Here is a 17,468-nt window from a genome sequence, read left to right on the forward strand (position 1 = left end):
GCCCCGGCGTTCGCGCGCGGGGCGAACGCCGGTTGCAGCCGTTCAGCGTGCTGGAGCGCGCCCGGGATCAGTACCCGATCGCCGAACCGGCCGGGCGGCGCGGATCGTTGAAGCCGTACACGAAACCGACGCGCACGTTGCCGGAGACCGACGAGTCGTTGCCGGAGCTCTGGCGGCTCGCCGCTTCGGTGCCGGGCAGGCCGACCAGGATCAGCTCGGCGGCGCCCCACGGCGTCTGCTCGACCATCTTGTAGCCCATGTTGCGCAGGATCGCGAGCGTGTCGGGCGACAGGCCGTAGGTTTCGTAATAGACCTCGTCGGGCAGCCATTGATGATGGATGCGCGGCGCGTCGACCGCGTCCTGCGGCGCCATCCCGTAGTCGATCACGTTCAGCACGGTCTGCAGCGTGATCGTGATGATCCGAGAGCCGCCCGGCGAGCCGACCACCATGAACACCTTGCCGTCCTTCTTCACGATGGTCGGCGCCATCGACGACAGCGGACGCTTGCCCGGCGCGATCGAGTTGCGCATGCCCTGCACGAGGCCGAACAGGTTCTGCGCGCCGACCTTGACCGTGAAGTCGTCCATCTCGTCGTTCAGGAAGAAGCCCGTGCCCGGCGCAATGACCACGGCGCCGAAGCGGCCGTTGACCGTATACGTCGTCGACACCGCGTTGCCGTCGTGGTCGATGATCGAGTAATGCGTCGTTTCCGGCTTCTCGTGCACGCCGACGCCCGGCTGCACGTCGACCGACGGCGTCGCCGTGTCGGCGTGGATGCTCTGGCGGATCTGCGCCGCGTATTCCTTGCTCGTGAGCTTCGCGATCGGGTTGTCGATGAAGTTCGGATCGCCCAGCAGCGTGTTGCGATCCTCGTACGCGTGGCGCATCGCTTCGGTCATGTAGTGGATCGACGCGGCCGAATGGTAGCCAAGCTTGCGCATGTCATACCCTTCGAGGATGTTCAACGTCTCGCACATCGTCACGCCGCCCGAGCTCGGCGGCGGCGCCGACACGAACTCGTAGCCGCGATACGTGCAGGTCAGCGGCGCCATGTCCTGCGCGCGATACGACGCGAAATCCGCCGCCGTGATCAGCCCGCCGCCGCGCCTGGCCGCCGCTTCGACGATCTTCGGGATTTCGCCGTGATAGAACGCGTCGGGGCCCTGCTCTGCAATGCGCTCGAGCGTACGCGCGAGATCCTTCTGCACCAGGCGGTCGCCCGGCTGCAGCGGCGTGCCGTCCGGACGCAGGAAGATGCGCGCGGCGTCCGGGTCCTTCTTGAAGCGGTCGATCGTCGTGTCGAGGATGTCCGTATCGGCACGCGTCAGCACGAACCCGTCGCGCGCGAGCCGGATCGCCGGCTCCATCACCTGCTTGCGCGTCAGCTTCCCGTACTTGCGCTGCGCGAGATCGAGGCCCGCGACCGTGCCCGGCACGCCGACCGCGCGATAGCCGTACAGGCTGTCGTCCGGAATGACGTTGCCCTTCGCATCGAGGTACATGTTCGCCGAAGCCGCCGCCGGCGCCGTTTCGCGGAAGTTGATGAAACGGTCGCGGCCGTCGGCCAGGTGAACGGTCATGAAACCGCCGCCGCCGATGTTGCCGCAGCACGGGTTGGTCACGGCCTGCGCGTAGCCGACCGCCACCGCCGCGTCCACCGCGTTGCCGCCTTCCTTCAGGATGTCGACGCCGATCTGCGACGCGAAATGCTGCGACGACACGACCATGCCGTTCTTCGCTTCGACCGCGGGTTCCGACGCCGCGAACGCGCACACGCTCATGGCCGACAACAGGGTGAGTACTACGAGCCGCCTCATGACGGAATCCTCCAGACAATTCAGATAACCGGGCCACGCCGGGGATGCGCGCCCAGTCAACGGACTGGGCGTCGCTGCTGATTCGACATGTAATGAACGATACATTTCAGCAAGGCCGCGATCATAGCATTGGCATTTTCATGTCAAAACCTAGGGTATTCACTGAATTTTTGCGCGAGCGCTTGTACTGCCAGGTGGCTCGTTATGTTTGTTTTATTACAAATCAGGCGAAATGAGGCGCCGAATGATGCGTCCCTCCAATCGGCAGCCGCGCGCGGCCCGCGGCGCGCCGATCGGCTAACATGCATGGAGTCGCCGGCAGACGCATGTCTGCCGTTTGTCATTCAGATACGAGAAAGCCGGAGTGCCCGATGGGGACAAGCATCAGGGCGTTGCTGCTATCCCAGATGGATAGCTTTACGCCGTCGGAACAGAAGGTCGCGCAAGCGTTGCTGGATCGGTACCCGAGCCTCGGGCTCGGGCCGATCGCGAGCGTCGCGAAGCAAGCCGAAGTCAGCGACCCGACCGTGTTCCGCTTTGTCGTGCGGATCGGCTTCCCGAACTACTCGTCGTTCCAGCAGGCGTTGCACGACGAGATCGACACGGCGATGAACTCGCCGCTCGCGCGCATGGATGCGTTCCATTCGGAATCCGGGATGCGCGACAGCCATGCGGCGATCTTCCAGCGGCTTTCGCAATCGCTCGCGACGACGATCGAAGGACTCGACGCGGCCGCCTTCGACCAGGCCGTAACGCTGCTGGCCGATCCGGATGTGCGCGTCTTCTGTGGCGGCGGGCGATATACGGCACCGCTCGCTTCGCTGTTTTCGTTCACGCTCGCATATGCGCGGCCGCAGGTTCAATACGTCGAGCCGAACGTGAATCTCGCGTCCGTCTCGCTGGCCGACATGGGGCCCGGCGACGTGCTGGTCATTTTCGATTTTCGCCGCTACCAGAAGGACAGCATCCGGTTCGCGCAGGCCGCGCACCGGCTCGGCGCGCGGGTGCTGCTGATCACCGACGAATGGCGCTCGCCGATCAGCGCGTTCGCGGAGATCGTGCTGCGGATCCTCGGGCGTCCGTTCGCGATGCTGCAGACCAACGTGCCTGCGCTGGCGCTCGCCGAAGCGCTCGTGATCGGCGTGACAAACCAGCTTCCGGAACTCGCGCGGCAGCGGATGGAGAAGATCGAGCGGCTCAATAACGGCGGCATCGAGCAGGATACGAACCTGCGGGATTTGCCCGAATGACGGTCGGCAGTCGCCATCCGGGCGTGGGGGTCAGCTTTCGACGTCCTCGAGACTGAACACCTCCGTCTTGTCGTTATACGAAAAGACTTCGCCGTAACGCCCCCAGTCGATCACCGCATCCAGCGTTTCCTCGGCCGCTTCATCCGACAGGAAATCCTCCAGCTCCTGCTCGAAACGCACGCGCGGCGCGCGGTGGCCCGGGCGCTCGTTGAGCACCTTCCTGATCCGCGCCGCCAGCGGCACATGCTTGAGCAGATGATCCGCGAACATCAGCTTGCGCTCCTGCGTGCCGAACTCGGCAAACACGCGCGCCGGCGGCGTCAGGAACACGTCGCCTTCGCGCACGTCCGCGAAACCGAGGTACTGCAGCACTTCTGCGATCGGGAACAGTTCGTCCACTTCGAGATGCAGCGTGCGCGCGATTTCCGGCATGTCCGCGCGGCCATGGTACGGCGCCATCGCGAGCGTCTCGATCAGGCCGGCCATCAGGTTGGTCGACACCTGCGGCAGCCAGCTGCCGAGTTCGAGCCCCTTCTTCGTCGCCTCGTTGGTCTGGCGCGCGGTCATCTTCGCGTAGATGTCGTCGACCAGCTTGCGGAAATCGGGATCCAGCCGGTTGCGCGGATGCTTGAACGGCACCTTGATCTCCGCGATCACGCGGCCCGGGTTCGACGACAGCACCAGAATCCGGTCGCACATGAACACCGCTTCCTCGATGTTGTGCGTGACGATCAGCACCGACTTGATCGGCATCCGGCCTTGCGTCCACAGGTCCAGCAGGTCGGTACGCAGCGTTTCCGCGGTCAGCACGTCGAGCGCCGAGAACGGCTCGTCCATCAGCAGAATCGTCGGATCGACGACGAGCGCGCGCGCAAAACCCACGCGCTGGCGCATCCCGCCCGACAACTCGCGCGGATACGCGTTCTCGAAACCGTCGAGACCGATCAGGTCGATCGCCGCGAGCGCGCGTTCGCGCCGCTCGCGCGCGCCGACGCCCAGTGCTTCGAGGCCGGCTTCCACGTTCTGCAGCACGGTCAGCCACGGAAACAGCGCGAAGGTCTGGAACACCATCGCGACGCCTTCGGCCGGGCCGTTCAGCGGCTTGCCGAGATAGGTCACTTCACCGCCGGTCGGCTCGATCAGGCCGGCGATGATGCGCAACAGCGTGGATTTGCCCGACCCGGAACGGCCGAGCAGCCCGACGATCTCGCCTTCGCGCAGCGACAGGTTCGCATCGTCGAGCACGAGCAATTCGCCCTGCGTCTTGTTGAAGCCACGGTTCACGTGGTCGACGCGCAGGATTTCCTCGCCGAGGCGCGGCGGCTGGAGCGGCGCCTGGGCAGGGGCGTTGATGACGGTCGAATTTTGCATCGTGCTTACTCTCAATCGAGACGGAGCCGGGATTCCGCATAGGCGTACATCGGACGCCACAGCAGGCGGTTGAACAAGGTAACGAACAGGGACATCACGGCGATGCCCAGGATGATCTTCGGGAAATCGCCAGCGATGGTGGTCTGCGCGATATATGCGCCCAGGCCGTGCGCGACGACCTTCGTGTCGCCCCATTGCACGAACTCGGACACGATGCTCGCGTTCCACGCGCCGCCCGACGCGGTGATCGCACCGGTCACGTAGTACGGGAAGATGCCGGGCAGGATCGCTTGCCGCCACCACTGCCAGCCGCGAATGCGGAAGTTCTTCGTCGCTTCCTTGTAGTCGTTCGGGTAGGACATCGCGCCGGCGATCACGTTGAACAGGATGTACCACTGCGTGCCGAGCACGATCAGCGGCGACAGCCAGATGTCCGCGTTCAGGTGGAAGTGAACGATCACGATCACGAACACCGGGAACAGCAGGTTCGCGGGGAATGCGGCGAGGAACTGCGCGAGCGGCTGGATCTTCTCGGCCAGCTTCGGGCGCAGTCCGATCAGCACGCCGAGCGGCACCCAGATCAACGATGCGATCGCGATCAGCACCAGCACGCGCAGCAGCGTGACGAGCCCGAGCACGAGCACGTGACCGACTTCGGCCATCGTCACGCCGGTCGCGACGAAACTGACGACGCGCCATACGACGTACACCGTCAGCAAGATCACGCACGCGCCCCACACGATGTCGCCGATGCGCGACGAGCGGCGGCTCGATGCGACGCGCGCACCGACACCCTTGAACGACGGCACGCGCAGCGGCACGCGAGCCGCCTGCGACAGCAGCCAGCCGGCCGGCACCAGCAACTGATGGATCAGGTGCGTACGGCGCAGCATGTCGAGCAGCCACGACTGCGGCGCATCGCCCGACGCGGTGTTCTCCATCCGGAACTTGTCGGCCCACGCGACGAGCGGACGGAACAGGAACTGGTCGTACGCGAGGATCACGACCGACATCGCGACGATCACCCAGCCCACCGCACCGAGGTTCTTGTCCGAGATGGCCTGCGCGAGATACGCGCCGATACCCGGCAGCGTGATGGTCTGGTTGCCGACGGTGATGGCCTCCGATGCGACGACGAAGAACCAGCCGCCCGACATCGACATCATCATGTTCCAGATCAGGCCCGGCATCGAGAACGGCACCTCGAGCTTCCAGAAGCGCTGCCACGACGTCAGGTGGAAACCGCGCGACACTTCGCTCAGATCGCGCGGCACCGTGCGCAGCGACTGGTAGAAGCTGAACGTCATGTTCCACGCCTGGCTCGTGAAGATCGCGAAGATCGCCGCGAGTTCGGCGCCGAGCACGCGCCCCGGAAACAGCGCGAGAAAGAACGTGACCGTAAACGAGATATAGCCGAGCACCGGCACCGACTGCAGGATGTCGAGGATCGGGATCAGCACCATACCCGCGCGGCGGCTTTTCGCGGCGAGCGTGCCGTACACGAGCGTAAACACGAGCGACGCGATCATCGCGGCGAGCATCCGCAGCGTGGTGCGCAACGCGTATTCGGGCAGGTTCGACGGATCGAGCGAAATCTTCTGCGTCTGCAGCACGCCGATCGGCGCCATCGTCTGATGGAAACCGACGATCGCCATCGCGAGCAGGCAGATGATCAGCGGAAACGCGACGGCATCCCAGCGGTTGGGGAGCACGCGCCACGCCGAGGCGTTCGCGGTGCGGTTCGGATCGAAACTGATATCCATCGGTAGCGTCTTGGTCGAATTGAAAATCGATGGGGCCGGCCGCATGACGCGCGGCCGGGCGCGGCATCAGCCGACGCGGTTCAGAACAGGCCGTGCAGCGCCCAGTACAGGACGGCGGACAGCGCGATGGACGCGGGCAACGTGAGCACCCACGCGAGCACGAGGTTGCGCACCGTGTCCCAGCGCAGCCCCGCGCCGCTCGCGGTCATCGTGCCGGCCACGCCGGACGCGAGCACGTGCGTCGTCGACACCGGCAACCCGTATGCGTCGGCCATCCCGATCGTCAGCATCGCGACGGCTTCGGCGGACGCGCCCTGCCCGTACGTGAGGTGCGACTTGCCGATCTTCTCGCCGACCGTCACGACGATCCGCTTCCAGCCGACCATCGTGCCGAGACCGAGCGCGATCGCGACGGCGACCTTCACCCACGTGGGGATGAACTTCGTCGCGCGGTCCATCTGCTGCTTGAACGCGTCGAGCGCGCTCGCATCCTCGGCGGAGAACGCCGGCGCCTTCGCCTTTTCCATCAGCCGGATCGCCTCGGACGCGACGTACATGTTGTTGCGCACGTTGTCGACGAGGTTCTGCGGCACGCTCGCAATGCCGCCGGCCTGCGCGACCTGGTCGGCGATCGTGTCGGTGAGCTTGCGCAGCGCGGGAATCGTCGCGGGTGCCAGCTTGTGGGTGCGCACGTAGGCCTCGACGTCGGCGCGCGCGTCGCCCGACTGCGCGGCGGGGTCCGCGTACTTCACGAGCGTCGTCGATGCATGGCGCGCGACCGCGACGAACGTGCTCGTCTGGTCGGGCGTCACGGCCTTGTTCAGCGCATAGGCGGTCGGCATCACGCCGATCAGGATCAGCATGATAAGACCCATGCCCTTCTGCCCGTCGTTCGACCCGTGCGCGAACGACACGCCGGTGCAGGTGAGGATCAGCAGCAGGCGGATCCAGAACGGCGGCGGCTTGTTGCCCTTCGGCTCCTGATACAGCGCCGGCACGCGCACGAGCGCCTTCAGCAGCAGCAACACGAGCGCGGACAGCACGAAGCCGACCAGCGGCGAAAACAGCAGCGCCTTGCCGACGCCGAGCGCCTGGTTCCAGTCGACGCCGCTCGTGCCCGACGGGCCGCTGACGATCTGGTTCATCAGCCCGACGCCGATGATCGAGCCGACGAGCGTATGCGAGCTCGACGACGGCAGGCCGAAATACCAGGTCGCGAGGTTCCACGTGACGGCCGCGATCAGCAACGCGAACACCATCGCGAAGCCCGACCCGCTGCCGACCTGCAGGATCAGTTCGACCGGCAGCAACTGCAGGATGCCGAACGCGACGGCGCCGCTCGAGACGAGCACGCCGCACAGGTTCCACAGCCCCGACCACACCACCGCCAGGTGCGGATCGAGCGAATGCGTATAGATGACGGTCGCGACCGCGTTCGCGGTGTCGTGAAAACCGTTCACGAATTCGAAGCCGAGCGCGATCAGCAGCGCGACGATGAGCAGCAGGAACGGCAGGATCGAGCTTTCCTTGACCGGGCCGAGATCCGCGCTCAGGTGAACGCCCACGTAGACGATGCCGCAGGCAATGATCAGAAAAAACAGCGCGAGGCTGATGGTGCGTGTGCGATGGCTGGCGGCACCGCTGGTTTCCGTTGCCGCGAGATTCGGCATGAGGGGCTCCGGAGAGGTGATTCGGTGTCGCAGGCTATCGGGCGGCCATGACGCAAATGTGACGTGTCACTTACAGGACATTGACAGGTCATCCTGCTATGACCCCGTCTCGGCTCGCAAGCCGCGAGCACCGGGGTTCCGCCTCGTAACACGCGGGAATAAATCCGCCGCCGCATCGGTATCGCAAGCGAACGACGCCGGTTTATTTCCGGACGATCCGGCCGTCCGGTTCCGTCATACGATTGCGAGGCTCACATGTCTTCATCGACTCCCACCCGCCCGTCGCGCCGCAAAGCCCTGCAATGCATGGCGTTCGGCGGCCTCGGTACGCTGTTTACGCTGTCGGGCGGCATCCTGACGCCGTTCGACCTCGCGCTCGCGCAAAACGGCGAGCGCCCCTCCGCCGATGCGGGCCGGCCGTTGTTCGTGCAGATCAGCGACACGCACATCGGCTTCAACAAGGACGCGAATCCCGACGTCGCGGCGACGCTGCGGCAGACCATCGATCTCGTCAACGGCATGTCCGCCGCGCCCGCGCTGGCCATCCACACCGGCGACATCACGCACCTGTCCAAACCGGAGGAATTCGACCGCGCGTCGCAACTGCTGTCCGCGCTGCGCGTGCCGGAGCTGCACACGGTGCCCGGCGAACACGACGTCACCGACGGGTCGGGCGCCGAGTACTTCAGCCGGTTCGGCCGCGCGTCGAACAACCGCGGCTACTACAGCTTCGATCACGCGGGCGTGCACTTCGTCGCGCTCGTCAACGTGATGCACTTCAAACCGAACGGGCTCGGCAGCTTCGGCGACGATCAGCTTGCATGGCTCGCGCAAGACCTGAAGGGACAGTCGTCGAGCACGCCGATCGTCGTGCTCTCGCACATGCCGATGTGGACCATCTACGAACCGTGGGGCTGGGGCACCGGCGACGCGCCGCAGACGATGGCGCTGCTGCGCCGCTTCGGTTCCGTCACCGTGCTGAACGGACACATCCACCAGATCGTGTCGAAGGTCGAGGGCAACGTGACGTTCCATACCGCGCGCTCCACCGCGTTCCCGCAGCCGACGGCCGGCAACGGGCCGGGCCCGGTGCCGCTCATGGTGCCGCGCGACCGGCTGCCCGCGATGCTCGGCGTCACGACGGTCGACTTCTCGGGCCATCCGCTCGCATCGTCGCTGCATGACGCGACGCTCGCATGACGCACCGGGAGACCGACATGAACCGCTTCGGGAAACCGGCGCTGCCGGCCGCGCTGTTCCTGTGTGCGGCGATCGGCGGCACACCGCTCGCCGCGTTCGCGCAGGGCCCGGCCGACTCGCTCGTGACGATCCGCAATTTCATGTTTTCGCCGATGTCGACCACGATCAAGGCCGGCACGACGATCACGTGGAAGAATCTCGACGCCGAACCGCATACCGTCGTCAACGACGCGGGGATCTTTCATTCGAAGGCGCTCGACCAGGACGAAACCTATTCGTTCCGCTTCGACAAGCCGGGCGTATACAAGGTGTTCTGCGGGATCCATCCTTATATGAAGGAGACGATCACCGTCGAATGAGCGTGCGGCACATGCCGATACGCGGCGCGCGGGCTGTGCGCCTGGTCGCAACGCCGGCCGCGAACGCGGCCGGATCGGCACGCTGTGCCGCACCCGAATCCGCGCCGGCTCGCGCTCGATAACCGATAACCGGCATGGATGCACGCGGCCCGCAACGCCCGATTCCCGCACGAGAACCGTCCGCCGATCGCCTACACTGATTCCATCCGGCCGGCGCCTCCGGCCGTCACCGACCACGAGGCCAGCGATGACGGCGAATCAACCCGCACCTCCGAAACTGCCCGGGCAAGTCGTGCTCGTCCTCCAGGGCGGCGGCGCGCTGGGCGCGTACCAGCTCGGCGTCTACGAGGCGCTCGATGCGGCCGGCATCCAGCCCGACTGGATCATCGGCACGTCGATCGGCGCGATCAACGCGGCGCTGATCGCCGGCAATGCGCCGGGACATCGCGCACAACGGATGGCCGAGTTCTGGGGCCGCGTCACCGAACGGCCCGCGCTCGACGTGCCGGGCTTCCCGACGAGCTGGGACAAGATCGGCGCCGAGCTCGGCGTCATCGGCGCAGGCATCCCGGGATTTTTCCGGCCGAACCCGGCCGCGTGGCTCGGGCCGCTCGCGCACGTCGGCGTCGAGCACGCGTCGTACTACGTGGTCGATCCGCTGCGCGCCACGCTCGCCTCGCTCGTCGATTTCGACCGGCTGAACGCGGGCCCGCCGCGCGTGACCGTCGGCGCGGTCGATGCGTGCACCGGCGCGATGCGCTATTTCGATTCGCGCGACCTGCCGCTCGGCATCGAGCACGTGATGAGTTCGGGCGCGCTGCCGCCCGCGTTTCCGGCCGTGCGGATCGACGGCGCGCCGTACTGGGACGGCGGCATCTATTCGAATACGCCGGTCGAGGTCGTGCTGGACGACGCGCCGCGCCGCAGCTCGATCATCTTCTCGGTGCAGATGTGGAATCCGGTCGGGCCCGAGCCGAAAAGCATCTGGCAGGTGTCGGAGCGGCAGAAGGACATCCAGTACGCGAGCCGCACCGACAGCCATATCGCGCGGCAACAGCAGATTCACCGGCTGCGGCACGTGATCCAGGAACTGGTCACGCGGCTGCCGGAAGCGGAGCGTACGTCGGCCGACGTGCAGGCGCTCGCCGCGTGGGGCTGCCAGACGACGATGCGCGTGATCAAGCTCGCGGCGCCGCGGCTCGACGGCGACGACCAGTGGAAGGACATCGATTTCACGCCGGCCGGGATTGCGGCGCGCCGGCAGGCGGGGTTCGAGGCGACGATGCAGACGATCGCCGCGCGGCCGTGGGAGATTCCGATGGCGCCGACGGAAGGATTGAGCGTGTGGAGCCCGGACGAGAACCGGATCGGAGAGCGGCATGGCTGATGCCGATGCGGCGCGCGGTATCGCCGCGCGGATCGCCCGTCGCGCAGCATCGAAGGCACACGCGTACACGCACACGCACTCGCACTCACGCCGCCATAACATGGCGGTGGCCCGCCCCGACTCGACCAGCCGCGCCGATCGGCACCCGCGTCGACAGCGATCCACGCGCCGAATGGCCGGAGCCGGCTAATGCAACGGCCGTTCGAGCTTGATGTTGTATCGCTTCACCTTTGCATACAACGCCGGCTTCGAGATTTCGAGCAGGGCCGCGCAACGCGTCACGTTGAATCGGCACGCGGCCAGCGCGTGATGGATCGCGTCGCGCTCGACGTCCCTCAGCGATTGAATCGCCTGATCGCCCCGCGTGCCGGGCTTTCGCTGCATGCCGGGTGCCGGTATCGGATCGGACATGCCGCCCGTGCCGCGCGGCGGCCGCAACAAAGCCGACACGTCGTCGATGATGCCTTCGTCGCTCAGGTTCACGGTGCGCTCGACGAGATTCTCCAGCTCCCGGACATTGCCCGGCCATGCGTAGGCATGCATCTGATCGAGCGCCCGTTTGCTGAACCCGAATATCTTCTTGTTCAGCAGCGTCGCGTACTTGCTCAGAAAAAAGTTCGCGGTCGCCGTGATGTCGGCCTTGCGCGATCGCAACGGCGGAATCGAGATCTCGATGACGTTGCAGCGATAGTACAGATCCTCCCTGAACTCCTTCGCCGCCACCATCGCTTCCAGATCGCGGTTGCTCGCACAGATGATGCGCACGTCGATCGGGATCCCCTTGGTATCTCCGAGCCGGGTCACTTCGCGTTCCTGGAGTACGCGCAGAAGCTTCGCCTGCACGTCGATCGGAAGCTCCGAAATTTCATCGAGAAAGACGGTGCCCCCGTCGGCGGACTCGAATTTCCCCGGCCGCCCTTCCTTGGTCGCCCCGGTGAAACTGCCCGGCGCGTGCCCGAACAGTTCGCTTTCGATCAGGTCGTGCGGCAGCGCGGCGCAGTTGATCGCAATGAACGGCTGGGCCTGGCGTGCGCTCGCGTTGTGGATCGACTGCGCGAAAACCTCCTTGCCGACGCCGCTTTCGCCGCTGAGCAGCAGATTCGCCGAACCGTGCGCCGCCTTGCGGGCGGCGCCGATCGCGTCGAGCAGGCTGTCGCTCTGCCCGACGATGTTCTCGAACGTATAGCGCGCGTAGTTGCCCGCATACTTGCCGGCGATGCTGCGCACGCGCTTGATCTCGCGGAACGTGTTGACGACGGAAACCACCTGCCCGCAGCTGTTCTTGACGGGAATCGCCGTGTCGATCAGGTGCAGGTGACGGGCGGGCGAGTCGATGATGAGTTCGCGATCGACGTAGCCCACGCCGGTCGTGAAGATCGGCGCAATGATCGGCTCGAAGTCGATCAGCGCCTCGAGCGGCCGCCCGATGCTGGCCACCGGATCGATCCCGAGAATCCGTCCCGCGACGGTACTCGCATGACGCACGATGCCGCCGCGACCGAGCACCATCAGCCCGTCGCCGATGTGGTCGATGATCGCCTTCTGCTCCTCCACCAGCGTCTGGTGCGCGACGAGATCGAAATGACTTTTCAGCGAGACGCCCAGCGTGATGTCGAGCAGCGCGAGCATGTCGTGCAGCGATCGCGCGTCGCGTTCCGCTCGCCGCAATGCGAGCAGGTAGACCCTGGCGGATCCGGCCGGCACGCAGGTCGCGGCGCAGTGCAGGCCGTCCACGGCGGCGAGCGGCACATCGACCGTTGCGCCGCCTTCCCGCAACGCATCGCGGACGTCGCGCAGCAGCCGGTCGAGCGCCAGCGCGCCGACGTCGATGCCGCACTGCGCGGCCAGCGCGCGCGCAGCGTCGTCCGCCGCTTCGAGCGGAACCGCGTCGTCGTCCAACGTCAGCACGTATGCGCCGAACCGCTGCGCCGCAACACGTCTTGCATTGCGCCAGCAAGCCGTATCGATCGCCGACCGGAGATCGCCGGATCGGTCGGCAGCGCCCAGACTTCGCTCGTCCATTATCGTTCGCAGCACGGTGGCAGATCCGCCCAGCTTACCAGCGCAAAAACCGTTCATGTTGAACCCCGCTGCCGCCCGTGCGACGAACGCTCGCGCCACGGCCGGCCATTGCCGCGATCAACGGCGCGACGCGGCCTTCTTCTCGATGGCGGCGCGATCGACGATCGCGCGCGCATGCGTTCCGCTGCCGACTTGCCCTTTGGGATCGTGCACGACGACATCGAATACGAACAGGCTGCCTTCCCGCCCGCGGAAGCTGGCCGTGGCGCTCACTTGCGCATCGACCGGCGTGGGCGCCGAGTGCGTCAGCTGCGTCGTGACGCCGACCGACAACTGCCCGTTCTCCAGTTCGCCGCGCATGATTTCCGCACATGCCCGCTCCATGAGACCGAGCATCGCGGGCGTCGACATCACGTCCGGATACGCTTCATCCGAATCGTTGCCGAAGGCGGAAGCCAGGTCCTGCACGGCGACCCGACGCGTCAGGGTCGCCGTCGCTCCAGAATGGATCATGAAATCTCCTTGTCGGTCAAATCATTGCCGCGATGCCGATGCCGCGCGGCTGAATCGCAACGGCGTCGGGCCGTTCATCCAGGCATCGACGCCCGGCCCGGCGCGACCACGGCGCCGCCTCGAACCGGGCTTCGACGCCGCGTTCGCTACTGCGCGCCGACCGGCGTCAGGGTGCCGCCCGACAGCTTGTAGACGGTCACCGGCGCATCGACCCAGTCGCCCTGCGCGTCGAACTTCACCGGCCCGAGCATGCTGGTGAACGATTGCTCGCGCATCACCTTCGAATACACCTCGGGCGACGTCGAATTGGCCTTTTGCATCGCATCGGCCACGACGAGCGTCGCCGCATAGAAGCTCGGCGCATAGGTATCCACGTCGGCGCCGAACGTGCTCTTGAACCGGCTCCTGAAACGCTTGCCGTCGGGCAGGCTGTCGAGCGGCGCGCCGCCCTGCGCGCAGAACATCTTGTTGTCGAGAACGTTGTTCGACAGCTTGCTGAACTCCGGCGAACAGATACCGTCGCCGCCGACCAGCACCGCGTTGATGCCGAGATCGACCATCTGGCGCGCAAGCAGCGCCGCCTGCGCGTAATAGCCGCCGTAGAACACGACCTGCGGATTGGTCGCCTTGATGTGCGTGAGGATGCCCTTGAAATCCGTCGTCTTGTCCGTGCTGTATTCACGCGCGACGACGGTCATGCCGTCCTTCTCCGCGGTTTTCACGAACACGTCCGCCACGCCGGTGCCGTACGCGGTCCGGTCGTCGACCACGGCCGCGCGCTTGAGCTTCAGCACGTTGGCCGAGTAATCGGCCATGCGCCGGCCCATCACGTTGTCATTCGTCGCGAGACGATACACGTACGGAAATCCCAGCCGGGTCAGCTCCGGGTTCGACGATGCGCCCGTGATCATCACGACATGCGCATCGTTGTATATCCGCGCGGCCGGAATGCTCACGCCGGAGTTGTAGTGTCCGATCACGGCCGCCACGCCGCCGTCGACCAGCTTCTGCGCGACGTTCACGCCCACCTTCGGGTCGCCCTGATCGTCGACCGACACCAGTTGAAACTTGACCGGCTGTCCGCCGATCACCAGCTTGCGGGCATTCAGCTCGTTGATGGCCAGTTGCACGCCGCGTTCGTCGTCCTTGCCGCTCTGGGCCGAGCTGCCCGTCAGCGGGCCGGCCGCGCCGATCTTGACGACGGTATCGGCGCTCGCACCGGACGAAAATCCGGTCACGCCGGCACCGACGACGGTGACGGCAAACATCAGGATCGTGCGTTTCATTTCAATTCCCCCGAAGTGGCGGACTGCGACTGGGTCAGGACATCGCGAACGGGCGACAGCGTCTCGAATTCGAAATCGGGACGCGGCTGCCACGGGCCGAGCGTGTCCGCGGCGCGGTTGATCCACGCCACGTGCATGCCGAGCGGCTTCGCGCCGTCGATATCCGCCCAGCTGGCGAGCGAACAGTGCAGCACGTCGTGCGCGTCCAGCCCGAGGCGATCCAGCGCGAGGCTGAATATCAGATGCGAAGGCTTGTAGGCTTTGGCCATCTCGGCCGTCGTGACATGCTCGAAATAGCGCGTCAGCTGGCTTCTGCGCCAGAGGTCGCTGTCCATGTTCGTGATCGGCATCAGCGGATAGCGCGACCCGGCCCAGTCGAGAAACTCGAGCGCATCCGCGTGCGGCGGCGACGACTCGACGAGGTGCGTGAGCAGCACGTCGGTGAGCGCCTCGACGTCGTGGCCGTCGAGCGCGTTCGGGAACAACGCGTCGAGGCAGCCGGTCAGGGCGTCCTGCGCGACCGCGCGATAGCTGCGGTACGCGCCGCCGCGATAGGTCTGCACGTTGCGCATGTCCCAGTCGAGGTACACGTCGAATACCGGGCGCGAAGAAGCGACGCCGAGAATGCGCATGACTTCGGCAATCCCCGCCATGCCTCCCTTGTCGACATCCACCAGCGTGCCGAAATAGTCGAACGTCAGTGCTTTGATATTCATGGTCATTTCCTCGCGGCAAAGGCCTGGACACGGCGGGCGGCATCGGGTGTCGCAAATGCCGCCACGGTTGCGGACTGCTCGAGCTCGAGACTGCGGGTCAACTCGGTCGACAGCTCCATCGTCAGCAGACGCTTCAGTCTCGATACGGAGAAGACCGAACGTTCGGCGACACGCGCGGCGAGCTCCAGCGCGGTTTCGACGACCTTCCCCGGTTCGACGACGCGATTGACGAGGCCCAGCGCATGCAGTTGCCGGGCCGACTGGCGCTCGCCCAGCAGCCACAGCTCCATCGCGCGCTGATGGCCGACGCTCTGCGGCAGGAGCTGCGTCACGCCCCCGGTGACGAACTGCCCCCACTCCATTTCCGGGAAAAAGCACACCAGGTCGTCCGACGCCACGACCAGATCGCAGTTGAGCAGCCACTCGAATCCGCCGCCGACGGCAAACCCGTGCACCGCGCCGATGACCGGCTTGCCGTTGAACATCAGGTCGCGCGTGATCTGCTGGATGCGTTCGACGTGACTGCGGATGCTGGCATCGCTCTCGGTCTGCTTGCCGAACTCCTTCAGATCGTCGCCCGCGCAGAAGGCCCGTCCCGCGCCCGTGAATACGATCGCATTGCAGCCGTCATCGGCATTGACCTCCACCAGCGCCCGATGAAGATCGTCCAGCAGGTCGCCGCTGATCGCGTTCAGCCGCTCCGGGCGATTGAGGATCACCGTCGACACGGCCCCCGATTTCTCGATTCTTGCGTAGCTCATCACGCCTCCTTTTCGACCCAGCGGGTTTTTCCTTCGGTGCGCGGGAAATGCTCGAACGGCACCATCGTCACGTCTGCCGTCGAACCGACCCGCGTGCGGATCGCCGCCTCGACCTGCTCCCTGGCCTTCGGCCAGTCGGCGGCCGGCAATCCCTGCGCGGCTTCGACCGTCATCGTGATCCGGTCGTACGGCCCGTCCCCCTTCAGCACGATCCGGAAGATTCCCGACGCCCATTGCGGCAGCGATTCGACGGCCACGCGAACGGCGCTCGGGAACACGTTGATGCCGCGCACGTTGAACATGTCGTCGGTGCGGCCGGTGACACGGAATCGCCACGCCGTGCGGCCGTCCGGCCCGCGATCAACGCCGGTCACGGTGACGACGTCTCGCGTGCGGTAGCGCACGAGCGGCTGGCATTCCTTCTGCAAGTGCGTACAGACGAGTTCGCCGACGGTCCCCGCCTCGATCGGCAGGCGTTGCAACGTGGCGGGATCGACGATTTCGGCAAAGACGACGTCGCTCGCGTGATACAGCAAATCGTTGGTCCAGTCGGTTTGTCCGCCGAGAATGCTCAGTACTTCCGACAGACCGAAGTTGGCGTTGCGGATCTTGAAACCCCACTTCTCTTCCATCGCGTTGCGCAGATCCAGGTTGTCGAGCCCGGCCTCGCCGCCGAACAGGCCCAACGTCAGCTTCAGGTCGCGGGGGCGAAGATCGGTCGATTCACGCAGGATCTGCTCGATGAGCCCCGGATACGACGGCGTGCACGAAATCGCGTTGATGCCGAGATTGACGATCGAATCGATCAGCAGACGCGTATTGCCCACGCCGAACGGCACGACCGTCGCGCCGGTCGCCTCGAGAATCGTGTGATCGGTGAAGCCGCCGGTCCACATGCAGTAGTTCAGGCAGTGAACCACGCGATCCGTCGGCCGCAACCCGGCGGCCCACATCGACCGCGCGCCGACCCGGGCGACCCGGTACGCATCGGCCGCGCTGTTCGCCAGAATCAACGGGCGCCCGGTCGTCCCGGAGGTGCGATGAAGGCGGGACACGCCCGCCTCGCCGCAAGCCACGTAGTCGCCGAATGGAGAAGCCGCCTCCTGGCTGATCCGGAGCTCGTCCTTCTCGGTGAAAGGCAGCTCCTGCAGCGAATCCAGCGTCACTTCCCGGTCGATCCAGCGCGACAGTTTCCCGCGATAGAACGTCGACATCGAACGGATGTAGTCCCACTGGGGCGACCATAGCCCGTCCTGATGCCGGCGCACCTGCCCGGGCGGCAGGGTTTCGAATGCCTCGTCGAAAAGCGCGTTGTTTGCGTTGATTGACGACTCCACTTTCATGTTCTCGT

General features: G+C 65.8%; 14 protein-coding genes. 4 read left to right on the forward strand and 10 right to left on the reverse strand.

Annotated features, from left to right (window positions below):
* Positions 1-67: 67 nt before the first annotated feature.
* Positions 68-1,819 (reverse strand): gamma-glutamyltransferase, encoded by a 1,752-nt coding sequence (ggt, locus tag DCN14_RS10005; RefSeq protein WP_096501298.1) that lies wholly within the window; start codon positions 1,817-1,819, stop codon positions 68-70.
* A gap of 371 nt (positions 1,820-2,190) precedes the next feature.
* Between ggt and DCN14_RS10010 the strand changes: the two genes are divergently transcribed.
* Complete coding sequence (locus tag DCN14_RS10010; protein WP_096501300.1) at positions 2,191-3,069, forward strand: MurR/RpiR family transcriptional regulator; 879 nt, start codon at positions 2,191-2,193, stop codon at positions 3,067-3,069.
* Between the two features lie 30 nt (positions 3,070-3,099).
* Here the strand turns inward: DCN14_RS10010 and DCN14_RS10015 are convergent, their stop codons facing one another.
* The 3 genes from DCN14_RS10015 to DCN14_RS10025 all read right to left on the reverse strand — a co-directional run bounded on the left by DCN14_RS10015 (position 3,100) and on the right by DCN14_RS10025 (position 7,873).
* Positions 3,100-4,440 carry a nitrate/sulfonate/bicarbonate ABC transporter ATP-binding protein gene (locus DCN14_RS10015; RefSeq protein WP_096501302.1) on the reverse strand — a complete coding sequence of 447 codons (1,341 nt, stop codon included), beginning with the start codon at positions 4,438-4,440 and terminating at the stop codon, positions 3,100-3,102.
* Positions 4,441-4,451: 11 nt separating this feature from the next.
* Positions 4,452-6,203 (reverse strand): ABC transporter permease subunit, encoded by a 1,752-nt coding sequence (locus DCN14_RS10020; RefSeq protein ID WP_096501304.1) that lies wholly within the window; start codon positions 6,201-6,203, stop codon positions 4,452-4,454.
* A gap of 80 nt (positions 6,204-6,283) precedes the next feature.
* Positions 6,284-7,873, reverse strand: a complete 1,590-nt coding sequence (locus tag DCN14_RS10025) for an inorganic phosphate transporter (protein ID WP_096501306.1) — start codon at positions 7,871-7,873, stop codon at positions 6,284-6,286.
* A gap of 255 nt (positions 7,874-8,128) precedes the next feature.
* Between DCN14_RS10025 and DCN14_RS10030 the strand changes: the two genes are divergently transcribed.
* From DCN14_RS10030 to DCN14_RS10040, 3 genes are all read left to right on the forward strand, one after another.
* Positions 8,129-9,073 (forward strand): metallophosphoesterase, encoded by a 945-nt coding sequence (locus DCN14_RS10030; RefSeq protein ID WP_096501308.1) that lies wholly within the window; start codon positions 8,129-8,131, stop codon positions 9,071-9,073.
* Between the two features lie 17 nt (positions 9,074-9,090).
* On the forward strand, positions 9,091-9,432 hold the full coding sequence (locus DCN14_RS10035; RefSeq protein ID WP_096501529.1) for a cupredoxin family copper-binding protein: 342 nt from the start codon (positions 9,091-9,093) through the stop codon (positions 9,430-9,432).
* A 247-nt stretch (positions 9,433-9,679) separates the two neighbouring features.
* Positions 9,680-10,819 (forward strand): patatin-like phospholipase family protein, encoded by a 1,140-nt coding sequence (locus tag DCN14_RS10040; RefSeq protein WP_096501310.1) that lies wholly within the window; start codon positions 9,680-9,682, stop codon positions 10,817-10,819.
* Positions 10,820-11,005: 186 nt separating this feature from the next.
* Here DCN14_RS10040 and DCN14_RS10045 read toward each other — a convergent pair whose 3' ends face one another.
* The 6 genes from DCN14_RS10045 to DCN14_RS10070 all read right to left on the reverse strand — a co-directional run bounded on the left by DCN14_RS10045 (position 11,006) and on the right by DCN14_RS10070 (position 17,460).
* Positions 11,006-12,727: a sigma 54-interacting transcriptional regulator gene (locus tag DCN14_RS10045; RefSeq protein ID WP_346265262.1), complete on the reverse strand. Its 1,722-nt coding sequence runs from the start codon at positions 12,725-12,727 to the stop codon at positions 11,006-11,008.
* A 231-nt stretch (positions 12,728-12,958) separates the two neighbouring features.
* Positions 12,959-13,354 (reverse strand): hotdog domain-containing protein, encoded by a 396-nt coding sequence (locus DCN14_RS10050; RefSeq protein ID WP_096501312.1) that lies wholly within the window; start codon positions 13,352-13,354, stop codon positions 12,959-12,961.
* Positions 13,355-13,500: 146 nt separating this feature from the next.
* Positions 13,501-14,640, reverse strand: a complete 1,140-nt coding sequence (locus tag DCN14_RS10055) for a branched-chain amino acid ABC transporter substrate-binding protein (RefSeq protein ID WP_096501314.1) — start codon at positions 14,638-14,640, stop codon at positions 13,501-13,503.
* Positions 14,637-15,356, reverse strand: a complete 720-nt coding sequence (locus DCN14_RS10060) for an HAD family hydrolase (protein WP_096501316.1) — start codon at positions 15,354-15,356, stop codon at positions 14,637-14,639. The genes DCN14_RS10055 and DCN14_RS10060 overlap by 4 nt, the downstream gene beginning before the upstream one ends.
* Before the next feature lie 2 nt (positions 15,357-15,358).
* Positions 15,359-16,117, reverse strand: coding sequence for an enoyl-CoA hydratase/isomerase family protein (locus DCN14_RS10065; protein WP_096501318.1), 759 nt, complete (start codon positions 16,115-16,117; stop codon positions 15,359-15,361).
* Entirely contained in the window at positions 16,117-17,460 is a 1,344-nt protein-coding gene (locus tag DCN14_RS10070; RefSeq protein ID WP_096501320.1) for an AMP-binding protein, read from the reverse strand. The genes DCN14_RS10065 and DCN14_RS10070 overlap by 1 nt, the downstream gene beginning before the upstream one ends.
* Positions 17,461-17,468 lie beyond the last annotated feature (8 nt).

Source organism: Burkholderia sp. IDO3 (assembly GCF_003366075.1).
Lineage (GTDB): Bacteria > Pseudomonadota > Gammaproteobacteria > Burkholderiales > Burkholderiaceae > Burkholderia > Burkholderia anthina.

Coding starts and splice junctions, on each gene's coding strand:
- DCN14_RS10020 (WP_096501304.1), bottom strand. CDS start 6,203: ATGGATATCAGTTTCGATCCGAACCGCACCGCGAACGCCTCGGCGTGG.
- DCN14_RS10055 (WP_096501314.1), bottom strand. CDS start 14,640: ATGAAACGCACGATCCTGATGTTTGCCGTCACCGTCGTCGGTGCCGGC.
- DCN14_RS10070 (WP_096501320.1), bottom strand. CDS start 17,460: ATGAAAGTGGAGTCGTCAATCAACGCAAACAACGCGCTTTTCGACGAG.
- DCN14_RS10025 (WP_096501306.1), bottom strand. CDS start 7,873: ATGCCGAATCTCGCGGCAACGGAAACCAGCGGTGCCGCCAGCCATCGC.
- DCN14_RS10030 (WP_096501308.1), top strand. CDS start 8,129: ATGTCTTCATCGACTCCCACCCGCCCGTCGCGCCGCAAAGCCCTGCAA.
- ggt (WP_096501298.1), bottom strand. CDS start 1,819: ATGAGGCGGCTCGTAGTACTCACCCTGTTGTCGGCCATGAGCGTGTGC.
- DCN14_RS10060 (WP_096501316.1), bottom strand. CDS start 15,356: ATGAATATCAAAGCACTGACGTTCGACTATTTCGGCACGCTGGTGGAT.
- DCN14_RS10010 (WP_096501300.1), top strand. CDS start 2,191: ATGGGGACAAGCATCAGGGCGTTGCTGCTATCCCAGATGGATAGCTTT.
- DCN14_RS10035 (WP_096501529.1), top strand. CDS start 9,091: ATGAACCGCTTCGGGAAACCGGCGCTGCCGGCCGCGCTGTTCCTGTGT.
- DCN14_RS10065 (WP_096501318.1), bottom strand. CDS start 16,117: ATGAGCTACGCAAGAATCGAGAAATCGGGGGCCGTGTCGACGGTGATC.
- DCN14_RS10050 (WP_096501312.1), bottom strand. CDS start 13,354: ATGATCCATTCTGGAGCGACGGCGACCCTGACGCGTCGGGTCGCCGTG.
- DCN14_RS10040 (WP_096501310.1), top strand. CDS start 9,680: ATGACGGCGAATCAACCCGCACCTCCGAAACTGCCCGGGCAAGTCGTG.
- DCN14_RS10015 (WP_096501302.1), bottom strand. CDS start 4,440: ATGCAAAATTCGACCGTCATCAACGCCCCTGCCCAGGCGCCGCTCCAG.